General features: G+C 70.3%; 14 protein-coding genes. 5 read left to right on the top strand and 9 right to left on the bottom strand.

The window, feature by feature from the left end; translation table 11 throughout:
- Positions 1–23 precede the first annotated feature (23 nt).
- Positions 24–290, top strand: a complete 267-nt coding sequence (locus AMK21_RS20920; RefSeq protein ID WP_073880146.1) for a hypothetical protein — start codon at positions 24–26, stop codon at positions 288–290.
- A gap of 73 nt (positions 291–363) precedes the next feature.
- On the opposite strand, the gene AMK21_RS20915 is transcribed toward AMK21_RS20920, so the two are convergent.
- The 6 genes from AMK21_RS20915 to tkt all read right to left on the bottom strand — a co-directional run bounded on the left by AMK21_RS20915 (position 364) and on the right by tkt (position 7,382).
- A complete protein-coding gene (locus AMK21_RS20915) occupies positions 364–705 on the bottom strand; it encodes a VOC family protein (RefSeq protein WP_073880144.1) in 342 nt (113 codons plus the stop codon).
- A gap of 71 nt (positions 706–776) precedes the next feature.
- On the bottom strand, positions 777–1,559 hold the full coding sequence (gene pgl, locus AMK21_RS20910; RefSeq protein WP_073880142.1) for a 6-phosphogluconolactonase: 783 nt from the start codon (positions 1,557–1,559) through the stop codon (positions 777–779).
- Positions 1,556–2,593, bottom strand: a complete 1,038-nt coding sequence (gene opcA / locus AMK21_RS20905; protein WP_073880140.1) for a glucose-6-phosphate dehydrogenase assembly protein OpcA — start codon at positions 2,591–2,593, stop codon at positions 1,556–1,558. The genes pgl and opcA overlap by 4 nt, the downstream gene beginning before the upstream one ends.
- A complete protein-coding gene (zwf, locus tag AMK21_RS20900) occupies positions 2,590–4,122 on the bottom strand; it encodes a glucose-6-phosphate dehydrogenase (RefSeq protein ID WP_073880138.1) in 1,533 nt (510 codons plus the stop codon). The genes opcA and zwf overlap by 4 nt, the downstream gene beginning before the upstream one ends.
- Before the next feature lie 5 nt (positions 4,123–4,127).
- Entirely contained in the window at positions 4,128–5,246 is a 1,119-nt protein-coding gene (gene tal / locus AMK21_RS20895; protein WP_073880136.1) for a transaldolase, read from the bottom strand.
- Positions 5,247–5,279: 33 nt separating this feature from the next.
- Complete coding sequence (gene tkt / locus AMK21_RS20890) at positions 5,280–7,382, bottom strand: transketolase (RefSeq protein ID WP_073880134.1); 2,103 nt, start codon at positions 7,380–7,382, stop codon at positions 5,280–5,282.
- A gap of 287 nt (positions 7,383–7,669) precedes the next feature.
- Here tkt and AMK21_RS20885 point away from each other — a divergent pair, with 287 nt between their 5' ends.
- Both AMK21_RS20885 and AMK21_RS20880 read left to right on the top strand, forming a co-directional pair.
- Positions 7,670–8,623 (top strand): heme o synthase, encoded by a 954-nt coding sequence (locus AMK21_RS20885; protein WP_073880132.1) that lies wholly within the window; start codon positions 7,670–7,672, stop codon positions 8,621–8,623.
- Positions 8,624–8,718: 95 nt separating this feature from the next.
- Complete coding sequence (locus AMK21_RS20880) at positions 8,719–9,096, top strand: hypothetical protein (RefSeq protein ID WP_073880130.1); 378 nt, start codon at positions 8,719–8,721, stop codon at positions 9,094–9,096.
- Between the two features lie 62 nt (positions 9,097–9,158).
- Here AMK21_RS20880 and AMK21_RS20875 read toward each other — a convergent pair whose 3' ends face one another.
- The 3 genes from AMK21_RS20875 to AMK21_RS20865 all read right to left on the bottom strand — a co-directional run bounded on the left by AMK21_RS20875 (position 9,159) and on the right by AMK21_RS20865 (position 11,911).
- Positions 9,159–10,145: a COX15/CtaA family protein gene (locus AMK21_RS20875; protein ID WP_073880128.1), complete on the bottom strand. Its 987-nt coding sequence runs from the start codon at positions 10,143–10,145 to the stop codon at positions 9,159–9,161.
- A gap of 75 nt (positions 10,146–10,220) precedes the next feature.
- Positions 10,221–10,988 (bottom strand): ABC transporter permease, encoded by a 768-nt coding sequence (locus AMK21_RS20870; RefSeq protein WP_073880126.1) that lies wholly within the window; start codon positions 10,986–10,988, stop codon positions 10,221–10,223.
- Positions 10,985–11,911: an ABC transporter ATP-binding protein gene (locus tag AMK21_RS20865; protein WP_073880124.1), complete on the bottom strand. Its 927-nt coding sequence runs from the start codon at positions 11,909–11,911 to the stop codon at positions 10,985–10,987. The genes AMK21_RS20870 and AMK21_RS20865 overlap by 4 nt, the downstream gene beginning before the upstream one ends.
- 136 nt (positions 11,912–12,047) lie before the next feature.
- Here AMK21_RS20865 and AMK21_RS20860 point away from each other — a divergent pair, with 136 nt between their 5' ends.
- Together AMK21_RS20860 and sufB are read left to right on the top strand one after the other, a co-directional pair.
- The gene (locus AMK21_RS20860) at positions 12,048–12,791 is read left to right on the top strand and encodes a helix-turn-helix transcriptional regulator (protein ID WP_073880122.1); all 744 of its coding nucleotides are present in this window, start codon (positions 12,048–12,050) and stop codon (positions 12,789–12,791) included.
- Positions 12,788–14,209, top strand: a complete 1,422-nt coding sequence (gene sufB, locus AMK21_RS20855) for a Fe-S cluster assembly protein SufB (protein WP_030568051.1) — start codon at positions 12,788–12,790, stop codon at positions 14,207–14,209. The genes AMK21_RS20860 and sufB overlap by 4 nt, the downstream gene beginning before the upstream one ends.
- Positions 14,210–14,266 lie beyond the last annotated feature (57 nt).

Genomic DNA, 14,266 nt, shown 5'->3' with positions numbered 1-14,266 from the left:
CGCACACAACGGAAGGTGACCACATGGACGCGGAACAGGCCCGACAGGTAGACCACGTGCTGCGGCAGTTGGGCATCCCGGGTGTCGTCGCGCCGGAAGACCCGGAGAACCTGACGGGCCCATGGCGCGTGTACGACACGGCCGACCCGGCAACCCGCAAGGACACCACCGCTGACGCGCTCGCAGCCCTGGCGGCGACGTTCCGGCCGTCCACCCCCGACCCTGCCCCCCGGCGGCAGAACGGGCCTACCAGGGGCTTCGTGCTGCCCCCGAAGAAGGACGACGAGTAGCAGCACCTCATACCGTCCCGCTCGGCCAAGTGCCGGGCGGGGCTCTGTCGTTGGTGCTGACGTGCGCGTATGCTCAGAACCGGTAGTCAGAAGTGTTGGGGTCGGCGAGGACCACGAAGTCCGGGTCCGGCGGGTAGAGCTCCCACGCGACCCGCTCGGCGCCCAGTGCGATCAGCCGCTCGACCTCGGCCTCCTGCGTGTCGGAGTAGAGGTCGATGTGGACCCGGGGGACCTCCTGCACGGGGGAGGCGGAGCGCCCCAACGCCACGCCGACACCGGGCCCTTCGACCGGGACCAGCACCACCCAGTCGTCCGTCCCCCGCTCGCGCTCGGTGTACGTGAGCGCCGCCTTCCAGAAGGCGGCGGCCCGTCGTACGTCGCTCGCGCCCATCACCACGGTTCCGATACGTACCATGGGGGCGAGCTTTTCACGCCTCAGGCCCGGCCCGCTGGGAAAAAGCGGGCCGGGCCTGAGGGTCCGTACGGTCAGGCAGAAGCCGGCGGGTACAGCGCGCGCGGCAGCTGGGATGCCGCCGCCGCGTCCAGCAGCCAGAGCGTCCTGCTGCGCCCGTACGCGCCCGCCGCGGGCGCCTGGATCTCCCCGGCGCCCGACAGCGCGATGGCGGCGGCCTCCGCCTTGTCCTCACCGGCCGCCAGCAGCCACACCTCACGTGCCGCGCGGATCGCGGGGAGCGTGAGCGAGACGCGGACCGGCGGCGGCTTGGGGGCCCCGTGCACACCGACGACGGTGCGCTCGGTCTCCCGTACCGCGGGCAGCTCCGGGAAGAGCGAGGCGACATGGGTGTCCGGGCCGACGCCCAGCATCAGCACGTCGAACGCCGGCACCCGGCCGTGGTCCTCCGGCCCTGCGGCGGCGGCCAGCTCGGCCGCGTACCCGGCGGCCGCTTCGTCCACGTCCTTGCCGTACGGGCCGTCGGATGCGGGCATCGCGTGGACCCGGGCCGGGTCCAGCGGCACCGCGTCGAGCAGCGCCTCGCGGGCCTGGGTGACGTTCCGTTCGGGGTCGCCCTCGGGCAGGAACCGCTCGTCGCCCCACCACAGGTCGAGCCGCGCCCAGTCGACCGCGTCCCGGGCGGGCGCGGCGGCGAGTGCGGCCAGCAGGCCGTTGCCGTTGCGCCCGCCGGTCAGCACCACCGAGGCGTGGCCCCGGGCTGCCTGGGCGTCCACGATCCGCGTGATCAGCCGGGCCGCCGCGGCCTGCGCCATCAGCTCCTTGTCGCGGTGCACCACCAGCTGAGGAGGCGTCACTTGGCGGCCGCCTTCTTTGCCGGGGCCTTCTTCGCCGCGGGGGCTTTCTGCCCGCTCCCCGGGGCCTTCTCCTCGGCAGAGGCAACCGGAGTGGCCTTGACCTCGCCGCCCGCGTGGAGCTTCTCCACCCCGAACTTCACCGCGGACGCGTAGGTGTTGTCCGGGTCCAGCCGGCGCAGCTCCTCCGCCAGCAGCTCGGCGGTGTCACGGCGCTTGAGCGCCACCGCGCGGTCCGGCTGGCCCTGCATGGAGAGCGTGGCCAGCGAGCCGTCGGCCCGGTCGAGGACGATGACGCCGTTCTTCGTCTCCATCCGGACCGCGGTCAGGCCGGGGCCGCCGGAGAGCGTGCGCTCCACCGGGACGCCCAACCGGTCCGCGAGCCACATCGCGAGCAGTTCGCAGCTCGGGTTGTCGCTCTCGCCCTCGACGGTGGCGCCGATGACCTGCGCGGGCTGCTGGTCCAGGGCCGCGGCCAGCATGGAGCGCCACGGCGTGATCCGGGTCCACGAAAGGTCGGTGTCGCCGGGGCTGTACGTCGCCGCCCGCACCGCCAGCTCGTCGAGCGGGCGCTCGGCGGAGTAGCCGTCGGTGATCCGGCGCTGGGCGAGCGCGCCCAGCGGGTCCTTCGCCGCGTCGGCGGGCGCGTCCTCGGGCCACCACACCACGACCGGGGCGTCCGGCAGCAGCAGCGGGAGCACCACCGACTGGGCGTGGTTGGCCAGTTCGCCGTGGAGGCGCAGCACCACGGTCTCGCCGGTGCCCGCGTCGGAACCGACCCGGACCTCGGCGTCGAGCCGGGCGTCGCGCCGGGCGCGCGGCGAGCGACTGACCCGCTTGATCACCGCGATGATCCGCGAGGGGTGCTCGCGGGAGGCGTCACCGGCCGACTTGAGCGCGTCGTACGCGTTCTCCTCGTCGGTGACGATGACCAGCGTGAGGACCATGCCGATGGCGGGGGTGCCGATGGCCCGGCGGGCCGAGACCAGCGCCTGGTTGATCTTGCTGGATGTGGTTTCCGTGAGATCGATCTTCATGGCCGCCTCCAGCTCCGTCCGTCACGTGCGAGCATCTCGTCGGCCTCGGCCGGACCCCAGGTGCCGGCCGGGTACTTCGCGGGCTTGCCGTGCTTGTCCCAGTACTCCTCGATCGGGTCGAGGATGGTCCAGGAGAGCTCGACCTCCTGGTGGCGCGGGAACAGGTTGGCGTCGCCGAGCAACACGTCGAGCAGGAGCCGCTCGTACGCCTCCGGGCTGGACTCCGTGAAGGACTCGCCGTACGCGAAGTCCATCGTGACGTCCCGGACCTCCATCGAGGTGCCGGGCACCTTGGAGCCGAAGCGCACGGTGACGCCCTCGTCCGGCTGGACCCGGATGACCAGGGCGTTGCCGCCGAGCTCCTCCGTGGCACCGGACTCGAAGGGCAGGTAGGGCGCGCGCTTGAAGACGACCGCGATCTCCGTGACCCGGCGGCCGAGCCGCTTTCCGGTACGGAGGTAGAACGGCACGCCCGCCCAGCGGCGGTTGTTGATCGTCAGCTTGATCGCGGCGAAGGTGTCGGTCGTCGACTTGGGGTCGATGCCCTCCTCCTCGCAGTAGCCGAGGACCTCCTGGCCGCCCTGCCAGGCGTGCTCGTACTGGGCACGCACGGTGTGCAGGCCGAGGTCCTCGGGCAGCTCGACGGCGGTGAGCACCTTGAGCTTCTCGGCGACCAGGGCCTTCGGGTGGAAGGAGCCGGGCTCCTCCATCGCGGTCAGTGCCAGCAGCTGGAGCAGGTGGTTCTGGATGACGTCACGGGCGGCGCCGATGCCGTCGTAGTAGCCGGCCCGGCCGCCGATGCCGATGTCCTCGGCCATCGTGATCTGTACGTGGTCGACGTAGGACCGGTTCCAGATCGGCTCCCACATCGTGTTGGCGAACCGCAGCGCCAGGATGTTCTGGACCGTCTCCTTCCCCAGGTAGTGGTCGATCCGGAAGACCTCGTTGGGCGGGAAGACGTCGTGCACGAGCTGGTTGAGCTCCTGCGCGCTGGCCAGGTCGTGGCCGAAGGGCTTCTCGATGACGGCACGCCGCCAGGAGCCCTCCTTCTGGTCGGCCAGGCCGTGCTTCTTGAGCTGCTGGACGACCTTGGGGAAGAACTTCGGCGGCACGGAGAGGTAGAAGGCGAAGTTGCCGCCCGTCCCCTGCGCCTTGTCCAGCTCCTGGATGGTCGCCTTCAGCGTCTCGAACGCCTCGTCGTCGTCGAAGTTGCCCTGGACGAAGCGCATCCCCTGGATGAGCTGCTGCCAGACCTCCTCGCGGAACGGCGTACGGGCGTGCTCCTTGACGGCGTCGTGGACGACCTGGGCGAAGTCCTCGTCCTCCCAGTCGCGGCGCGCGAAGCCGATGAGCGAGAAGCCCGGTGGCAGCAGGCCGCGGTTCGCCAGGTCGTAGACAGCAGGCATCAGCTTTTTACGGGACAAATCGCCCGTGACGCCAAAGATGACCAGGCCCGACGGCCCCGCGATACGCGGGAGCCGTCGGTCCTGTGCGTCACGGAGCGGGTTGGCTCCGGGAACAGCAGACAAAGTGGTCAGCCCTCCGAGGGGGCGAGGCGCGAGAGCTCCGCCTCGGTCGACTTGAGCAGGTCGGTCCAGGACGCCTCGAACTTCTCGACGCCCTCGTCCTCCAGCACCTGGACGACGTCGTCGTAGGAGATGCCGAGCTTCTTGATCGCGTCGAGGTCGGCGCGGGCCTGGTCGTAGCCGCCGGCGACGGTGTTGCCGGTGATCTCGCCGTGGTCGGCGACGGCCTCCAGGGTCGCCTCCGGCATGGTGTTCACCGTGTTGGGGGCGACCAGGTCGTCGACGTACAGGGTGTCCTTGAGTGACGGGTCCTTGACACCGGTTGAGGCCCAGAGCGGGCGCTGCTTGTTGGCCTGCGCCTTGTCCAGCGTGGCCCAGCGGTCGCCCGAGAAGACCTCCTCGTACGCCTCGTAGGCCAGGCGCGCGTTGGCCAGGGCGGACTTGCCCTTGGCGGCCTTCGCCGCCTCGGAGCCGATGGCGTCCAGACGCTTGTCGATCTCGGTGTCCACCCGGGACACGAAGAAGGACGCCACCGAGTGGATCTTGGAGAGGTCCAGGCCCGCGGCCTTCGCCTTCTCCAGGCCCGCCACGTAGGCGTCCATGACCGCGCGGTAGCGCTCCAGCGAGAAGATCAGCGTCACGTTGACGCTGATGCCCCGGCCGATGGTCTCGGTGATCGCCGGGAGACCGGCCTTGGTCGCCGGGATCTTGATGAGCGTGTTCGGCCGGTCGACGAGCCAGGCCAGCTGCTTGGCCTCGGCGACGGTGGCCAGGGTGTTGTGCGCCAGGCGCGGGTCGACCTCGATGGAGACCCGGCCGTCCTGGCCGCCGGTCGCGTCGAAGACCGGACGCAGGATGTCGGCGGCGTCGCGGACGTCCGCCGTCGTGATCATGCGGACCGCTTCCTCGACGGTGACCCGGCGGGCGGCGAGGTCGGTGAGCTGCTGCTCGTAACCGTCGCCCTGCGAGATCGCCTTCTGGAAGATGGACGGGTTGGTGGTGACGCCGACGACATGGCTCTGGTCGATCAGCTCGGCCAGATTGCCGGACGTGATCCGCTTGCGCGACAGGTCGTCGAGCCAGATCGCCACGCCCTCGTCGGAGAGGCGCTTGAGTGCGTCTGTCATGGGTTGCATCTCCTACTAGTCGTATTATCGGCGTCAGCGTGCTGCGGCGGCGAGAGATTCCCGCGCGGCGGCGGCCACGTTCTCGGCGGTGAAGCCGAACTCGCGGAAGAGGACCTTCGCGTCGGCCGAGGCACCGAAGTGCTCCAACGAGACGATCCGGCCGGCGTCCCCGACATACCGGTACCAGGTCAGGCCGATGCCCGCCTCGACGGCGACCCGCGCCTTGACCGACGGCGGGAGCACGCTCTCCTTGTAACCCTGATCCTGCTCCTCGAACCACTCGACCGACGGCATCGAGACGACCCGGGTCGGCACACCGGCCGCCTGGAGCTGCTCGCGCGCCTCGACGGCGACATGGACCTCGGAGCCGGTCGCGATGAGCAGCACCTGTGGCTCCGTGCTCTGCCCGGAGGGCCCTTCGGCCTCGAACAGGACGTAACCGCCCCTGGCCGCGTCCTCGTTCGCCTCGTACGTCGGCACGCCCTGCCGGGTCAGCGCCAGACCGTGCGGGGCGCCCTCGCCGAACACCTTGGTGTAGCGGCGCAGGATCTCGCGCCAGGCGATGGCCGTCTCGTTGGCGTCGGCCGGGCGCACGATGTTCAGGCCCGGGATGGCGCGCAGCGCGGCCAGGTGCTCCACCGGCTGGTGGGTCGGACCGTCCTCGCCGAGGCCGATCGAGTCGTGCGTCCACACGTATGTCACCGGCAGGTGCATCAGCGCGGAGAGCCGCACCGCGTTGCGCATGTAGTCGGAGAACACCAGGAAGGTGCCGCCGTAGACGCGGGTGTTGCCGTGCAACGCGATGCCGTTCATCGCGGCGGCCATCGCGTGCTCGCGGATCCCGAAGTGGATCGTTCGGCCGTACGGGTCGGCCTCCGGCAGCGGGTTGCCCACCGGGAGGAACGACGACGTCTTGTCGATCGTGGTGTTGTTCGAGCCGGCCAGGTCGGCGGAGCCGCCCCACAGCTCGGGCACGACCTCGCCCAGCGCCTGGAGCACCTTGCCGGACGCGGCACGGGTGGCCAGGGACTTGCCGGGCTCGAAGACCGGGAGCTTCTCCTCCCAGCCCGCGGGCAGCTCGCCCGCCGCGATCCGGTCGAAGTCGGCGGCGCGCTCCGGGTTGGCGGTGCGCCACGCGGCGAACGCCTTGTCCCACTCGGCGCGGGCCTCACGGCCGCGGTCCAGGGCCTCACGGGTGTGGCCGATGACCGCGTCGGAGACCTCGAAGGTCTGCTCCGGGTCGAAGCCGAGGACCCGCTTGGTCGCCGCGATCTCGTCGTCGCCGAGCGCCGAGCCGTGGGCCGCCTCGGTGTTCTGGGCGTTCGGCGCGGGCCAGGCGATGATCGAGCGGGCCGCGATGAACGAGGGGCGCCCGGTCTCGGCCTTGGCCGCCTGCAGCGCCGCGTACAGACCCGCCGGGTCCAGGTCACCGTTGGGCAGCTGCTCGACGCGCTGGACGTGCCAGCCGTACGCCTCGTACCGCTTCAGGGTGTCCTCGGAGACCGCGGTCTCCGTGTCGCCCTCGATGGAGATGTGGTTGTCGTCCCAGAGCAGGACCAGGTTGCCCAGCTTCTGGTGCCCGGCCAGCGAGGACGCCTCGGCCGAGATGCCCTCCTGGAGGCAGCCGTCACCGGCGATGACCCAGACCGTGTGGTCGAAGGGCGAGGTGCCGGGGGCCGCCTCGGGGTCGAACAGGCCGCGCTCGTAGCGGGCGGCCATGGCCATGCCCACCGCGTTGGCGACACCCTGGCCCAGCGGGCCGGTCGTCGTCTCGACACCGGTGGTGTGTCCGTACTCCGGGTGCCCCGGGGTCTTGGAGCCCCAGGTCCGGAACGCCTTCAAATCGTCCAGCTCCAGGCCGTAACCGGCGAGGTAGAGCTGGATGTACAGGGTCAGGCTGGAGTGGCCCGCCGAGAGGACGAACCGGTCGCGGCCGGTCCACTCCGCGTCCGCGGGGTCGTGCCGCATGACTTTCTGGAAAAGGGTGTACGCGGCGGGAGCCAGGCTCATGGCCGTACCCGGGTGGCCGTTTCCGACTTTCTGTACGGCGTCCGCGGCGAGGACGCGGGCGGTGTCCACGGCCCGCTGGTCCAAATCGGTCCACTGGAGGTCTGTGGTGGTCGGCTTGTTGCTCACCCTGAGTCAGGGCTCCTCTCCACTGTCGTAAACCGGTGACTGTTACCGCACCGGGCGTTGCCGAGCCTACCCCCGCCGCGGGGCACACTTCCCGAGCACTTTCCAGGGTGCGGGCGGCCTGCGGACTTCGCCTCCCGGCGGACGGGCTCCGGACACCGCGCAGTCACCCTCAACACGACCCCACCCCCGCGAAGGACGGTGTGTGCCCAACGTTTAGAGTGGTCGGGTTCGCGCAAGTCTTCACCGGGCCTCCTCGCCCGGAGCTTGCTGGGATTTCTCTGTCAGGGGTGTGCGTGACGGCCGTCGAGTCCCGACCCGCAGGGGTCGCCTTGACTCCCAGCCCAGGGGGCCATCGCCCGTACGGGGCCCGCGTCAAGGCATTCGTGGCGCTTACCAAGCCACGGATCATCGAGCTGTTGCTCATCACCACCGTTCCGGTGATGTTCCTCGCCGCCCAGGGCGTACCCGACCTGTGGCTCGTGCTCACCACCACCATCGGGGGATACCTCTCGGCGGGCGGCGCCAACGCGCTGAACATGTACATCGACCGCGACATCGACGCGCTGATGGACCGCACGTCACAGCGTCCGCTGGTCACCGGCATGGTCAGTCCCCGTGAGTGCCTCGCCTTCGGGTTCGCCCTCGCGGTGATCTCCACGCTCTGGTTCGGGCTGCTCGTCAACTGGCTGTCCGCCGGGCTCGCTCTCGGGGCGCTGCTCTTCTACGTCGTCGTCTACACGATGCTGCTGAAGCGCCGCACCTCGCAGAACATCATCTGGGGCGGCATCGCCGGCTGCATGCCGGTGCTCATCGGCTGGTCCTCCGTGACGAACTCCCTCTCCTGGGCCGCCGTCATCCTCTTCGCCGTCATCTTCTTCTGGACGCCGCCGCACTACTGGCCGCTCTCCATGAAGGTGAAGGAGGACTACGCCCGGGTCGGCGTCCCGATGCTCCCGGTCGTCGCCTCCAACCAGGTGGTCGCCAAGCAGATCGTCCTCTACAGCTGGGTGATGGTCGGCGTCTCGCTGCTGCTCACCCCGCTGGGCTACACCGGCTGGTTCTACCTGTCGGTGGCGCTGCTGGCGGGCGGCTTCTGGCTCTGGGAGGCCCACGGGCTGCAGAACCGGGCCAGGGCGGGGGTGAGCGGCTCCAAGCTCAAGGAGATGCGGCTGTTCCACTGGTCCATCACCTACGTCTCGCTGCTCTTCCTGGCCGTCGCGGTGGATCCCTTCCTCCGCTAGCCGCTTCTGTCAGTACGCCGACGGGCGGGTCACGTGGCACAAGCCACGCGACCCGCCCGTCGCCGTTCGAACTACTCGTCGGTAGCATCCTGTTCATGGGAGAGACGGCAGCAGACGCAGCAGACACCGGGCAGACCTCGCGGACGGAGGCCAGGAAGGCGGCCCGCGCAGAGCGCAGGGCGGCGAAGCTCGCCCGCGAGATCGGGGCCTTCGCCAAGGAGCACGGCGGCGCCGAAGGGCAGCTCGCCTACATCGGCCAGGCGGGCGCCCGTATCGTCCTGGTCGGTCAGGACGGCGCCTGGGGCGACCTGGTGGCTCCGACGTACGCCGTGGCCGAGAGCGCGGCGGAGAAGTCGGGGATCACGATGCACGAGGAGTTCGACGGCGACCTCGCCCTCAAGGTCCGCACGGGTCCCTACGAGTGGTCGCGGATGGCCGGGATCCAGGTCGGCGGCCCGTCCAACGACAGCTGAGCGGGTACGGCGCAGGGGCGGCGGGCACATGCCCGCCGCCCCTGCGCCGTATGCGGGGCCTCTCAGACCGCCTGCGCAGCCGGCTGCTGCTCGGCGGAGGCGGACGGTCCCGGCAGCGTGGCCGACTCGTCGTCGCCGCGCTCGCGCATGCTCATCACCAGGCGGATCACGGCGATCCACATGATGGCCGAGCCGAACATGTGGACGCCGACCAGGACCTCGGGGACATCGCTGAAATACTGCACGTACCCGATCGCGCCCTGGGCGAGCAGCACGATCAGCAGGTCACGGGCGCGGGCCCGGGTGTCGGCGGGGGCGTCGACGGCCCGCAGGGCCAGCCACATCGCGATGGCCAGCGCGCAGACCACCCAGGCGGCGATGGCGTGCACATGGGCGGCGGCCGACCAGTCCCACGGCATGCGCGGTACGTCGCTGCTGTCGCCCGCGTGCTTGCCGGAACCGGTCACCGAGGTGCCGAGCACGATGAGGACCACGGTAGTGGCCAGGATCGCCCAGGAGAGGCGGCGTACCGGCAGGGGAGCGCGGGGCCGCGCGGGGCCGTCGCCCTCGCCGATCCGGACCCAGGTGATCACGGTGACGGCCAGCAGAGCGTTGGCGAGCAGGAAGTGCCCGGCCACCGTCCACGGGTTGAGCCCCGCCCAGACGGTGATGCCGCCGAGGACGGCGTTGGCGAGCACGATCCAGAACTGCGACCAGGCCAGCCGGGTGACCTTGCGACGGCGCGGCTTGGCGGAGCGGGTCGCGACGATGGTCCAGCCGACGGCCGCCGACAGGACGTACGTCAGCATCCGGTTACCGAACTCGATCGCGCCGTGCAGGCCCTGCTCGGGCGTCGCGAACAGGCTGTCGTCGGTGCACTTGGGCCAGGTGTCGCAGCCGAGGCCCGAACCGGTCAGCCGGACGGCACCGCCGGTCACGATGATGAAGACGCTCATCATCACGGCGGAGAGCGCGGCACGCTTCACCACCTTGGTGGACGGCGTCCAGCGCTTGGCGATGGCAGAGATGGGGGTTTCCACGCGGACCATCGTAGGACGAGGCTTGTGCATGTTTTCACGAGGGGTGGGTTCGCACCCGCTTGCCCGCGAAAGTCCCCGGCCGGCCTACTCCCAGCGGAAGAACCTCGCCGCCGCGCCCAGCCCCAGCACCGCCCAAACCGCCAGGATCCCGGCCTGCGTCCACGGCGTCGACGCACCGTGCTGGAGGACGTCCCGCAGCCCTTCCGAGAGCGCCGAGATGGGCAGCAGCCCCAGCACCGACTGCACCGCGTCCGGGAACTTGTCCAGGGGCACGATGACCCCGCCGCCGACCAGCAGCAGCAGGAAGACCAGGTTGGCGGCGGCGAGTGTCGCCTCGGCCTTCAGCGTCCCGGCCATCAGCAGCCCGAGCCCGGAGAACGCGGCGGTCCCCAGCACCAGGAGCAGCAGTACGGAGAGCGGGTTGCCCTGCGGCGACCAGCCCAGCGCGAGGGCGATCACCGTCAGCAGCAGCACCTGGAGCACCTCGGTGACCAGCACCGACAGGGTCTTCGCCGTCATCAGGGCCCACCGGGGCAGCGGGGAGGCCCCGAGCCGCTTCAACACCCCGTAACGGCGCTCGAAGCCGGTGGCGATGGCCTGGCCGGTGAAGGCGGTCGACATCACGGCCAGGGCGAGGATGCCCGGCGCCAGGAAGTCGACCGACGCGCCCGAGCCGGTGTCCACGATGTCGACGGCGCTGAACAGCACGAGCAGCAGCGTCGGGATGATCACCGTCAGCAGTAGCTGCTCGCCGTTGCGCAGCAGCATCCGGGTCTCCAGCGCGGTCTGCGCGGCGATCATCCGGGGGAGCGGGGCGGCGCCGGGGCGCGGGGTGTACGTACCGGCGCTCATGCGCGCAGCTCCTTGCCGGTCAGTTCGAGGAAGACGTCCTCCAGGGTGTGCCGCTCCACCGAGATGCCCTCGGGCATCACGCCGTGCTGGGCGCACCAGGAGGTGACGGTGGCCAGCAGCTGCGGGTCGATGGCCCCGGTGATGCGGTACGTGCCCGGGAGCGGCTCGACGGCCCCGGAGCCGTCGGGCAGCGCCTTGACCAGGGAGCCGAGGTCGAGCCCCGTACGGCCGGTGAAGCGCAGGGTGTTCTCGGCGCCGCCCCGGCAGAGCTGCTCCGGGGAGCCCTGGGCGATGACCCGGCCCGCGTCGATGATCGCGACGTCGTCGGCGAGCGCCTCGGCCTCGTCCATGAAGTGGGTGGTCAGCACCACGGAGACCCCGTCTCCGCGCAGCTCGCGCACCAGGTCCCAGGTGGAGCGGCGGGCCTGCGGGTCCAGGCCCGCGGTCGGCTCGTCCAGGAAGACCAGCTCGGGCCGGCCGACGACCGCGAGGGCCAGGGCGAGGCGCTGCTGCTGGCCGCCGGAGAGCCGGCGGTAGGCGGTGCGGCCGCAGGAGCCGAGGCCGAGGCGTTCGATCAGGGCGTCCACGTCCAGCGGGTGGGCGTGGAGCTTGGCCATGTGGCGGAGCATCTCCTCCGCCCGGGCGCCGGAGTAGACGCCGCCGGACTGGAGCATGACCCCGATCCGGGGGCGCAGCCGCTCCGCGTCGGCGACCGGGTCGAGTCCGAGGACCCGTACGGTGCCGGCGTCGGGGCGGCGGTAACCCTCGCAGGTCTCGATCGTGGTGGTCTTCCCGGCGCCGTTCGGGCCGAGCACGGCCGTCACCGCGTCCGACGCCACGACCAGATCGAGGCCGTCCACCGCGGTCTTCGTGCCGTACCGCTTCACCAGGCCCTTGACCTGTACGACGGGCTCGTTCTCCATGGCGCGTAAGTCTAGGCAAGGGCTCCTGCCGCCCCTCTTCCGGGGCCAGATTAGGTAACCCTAAGTGACGAACCGCACCGTAGATCGTTTCGGACCGTGGTTGTCATGACCGAATGAATTACGCAACAATGGTGTTGTGAAATACGACGGTGGGTCTCCTCAGGAGGAACTCGCGACCGGTGAGCGCTCCACGCGCAACCGGGTCGCGCGCTCCATCCTGGACCACGGTCCGTCCACAGCCGCCGATCTGGCCAAACGCGTCGGCCTCACCCAGGCCGCCGTCCGCCGCCACCTGGACGCCCTCGTGTCCGACGGTGTCGTCGAAGCCCGTGAACAGCGGGTCTACGGGGCGCGGACCCGCGGCAGGCCCGCCAAGGTGTTCGCCCTGACGGACTGCGGCCGGGACGCCTTCGACCAGTCCTACGACAAGCTGGCCGCGGACGCCCTGCGCTTCATCGCCGAGTCCGGCGGGGACGAGGCGGTCACCGCCTTCGCCCGCGCCCGGATGGCGGCGATGGGGGAGCCGTACCGCGCCGCGGTCGAGGCCGCGGAGCCCGCGGAGCGCACGGAGGCCCTCGCCAGGGCCCTGAGCGCCGACGGGTACGCTGCTACGGCGCGAAGCGCGCCGGGCCCGCAGCAGGGCGAGCAGCTGTGCCAGCACCACTGCCCGGTGGCGCATGTCGCCGAGCAGTTCCCACAGCTGTGCGAGGCGGAGACGGAATTCTTCTCCAGCCTCCTCGGGACCCATGTGCAGCGTCTGGCCACCCTCGCCCACGGCGACGGCGTGTGCACGACATATGTGCCGCGCAGCGGCCAGGCAGCACCCCCACAGACCACCCATTCAGCATCTGCAAGCACGGCCGGGAGGAACCCCGCATGACGCTCCCCACGGAGACTGCCCACCCTGAGCTCGAGGGTCTGGGTACGTACGAATTCGGCTGGGCCGACTCCGACGCGGCAGGCGCGGCGGCGAAGCGCGGCCTCTCCGAGGCTGTCGTCCGCGACATCTCGGAGAAGAAGAACGAGCCCGAGTGGATGCTGAAGCTGCGGCTCAAGGGCCTCAAGCTCTTCGGTAAGAAGCCCATGCCGAACTGGGGCTCCGACCTGTCGGGCATCGACTTCGACAACATCAAGTACTTCGTGCGGTCCACGGAGAAGCAGGCGGCCTCCTGGGAGGAGCTGCCCGAGGACATCAAGAACACGTACGACAAGCTCGGCATCCCGGAGGCGGAGAAGCAGCGCCTCGTCGCCGGTGTCGCCGCGCAGTACGAGTCCGAGGTCGTCTACCACCAGATCAACGAGGAGCTGGAGGCGCAGGGTGTCATCTTCATGGACACCGACACCGCGCTGAAGGAGCACCCGGAGCTCTTCAAGGAGTACTTCGGCACCGTCATCCCCGTCGGTGACAACAAGTTCGCCTCGCTGAACTCGGCCGTGTGGTCGGGCGGCTCGTTCATCTACGTGCCCAAGGGCGTCCACGTCGAGATCCCGCTCCAGGCCTACTTCCGTATCAACACGGAGAACATGGGCCAGTTCGAGCGGACGCTGATCATCGTCGACGAGGACGCATACGTCCACTACGTCGAGGGCTGCACCGCCCCGATCTACTCCTCGGACTCGCTGCACAGCGCCGTGGTCGAGATCATCGTGAAGAAGGGCGGCCGCTGCCGCTACACGACGATCCAGAACTGGTCGAACAACGTCTACAACCTGGTCACCAAGCGGGCCGTGGCCTACGAGGGCGCGACCATGGAGTGGGTCGACGGCAACATCGGCTCCAAGGTGACCATGAAGTACCCGGCCATCTACCTGATGGGCGAGCACGCCAAGGGTGAGACCCTCTCCATCGCCTTCGCGGGCGAGGGCCAGCACCAGGACGCCGGCGCCAAGATGGTCCACATGGCGCCGAACACCTCCTCGAACATCGTCTCCAAGTCGGTGGCGCGAGGTGGCGGCCGTACGTCCTACCGCGGTCTGATCGAGATCGGCGAGGGCGCGCCGGGCGCGAAGTCCAACGTGCTCTGCGACGCTCTGCTCGTCGACACGATCTCCCGCTCGGACACCTACCCCTACGTCGACGTCCGCGAGGACGACGTGTCGATGGGCCACGAGGCGACCGTCTCCAAGGTCTCCGAGGACCAGCTCTTCTACCTCATGAGCCGCGGCCTCACCGAGTTCGAGGCCATGGCGATGATCGTGCGCGGCTTCGTCGAGCCGATCGCGAAGGAGCTGCCCATGGAGTACGCCCTGGAGCTGAACCGGCTGATCGAGCTGCAGATGGAGGGTTCGGTCGGCTAGGTCCTCGACCCGAGGACGACACGGAGCGGCCGCACGCGGCCGCCCCGGCCCCTACCG

It is taken from the genome of Streptomyces sp. CB00316, from assembly GCF_001905595.1.
Taxonomy (GTDB): Bacteria; Actinomycetota; Actinomycetes; order Streptomycetales; family Streptomycetaceae; genus Streptomyces.
The sequence above is the reverse complement of the archived record's forward strand: the minus strand, read 5'-3'. Positions and strand labels throughout refer to the sequence as shown.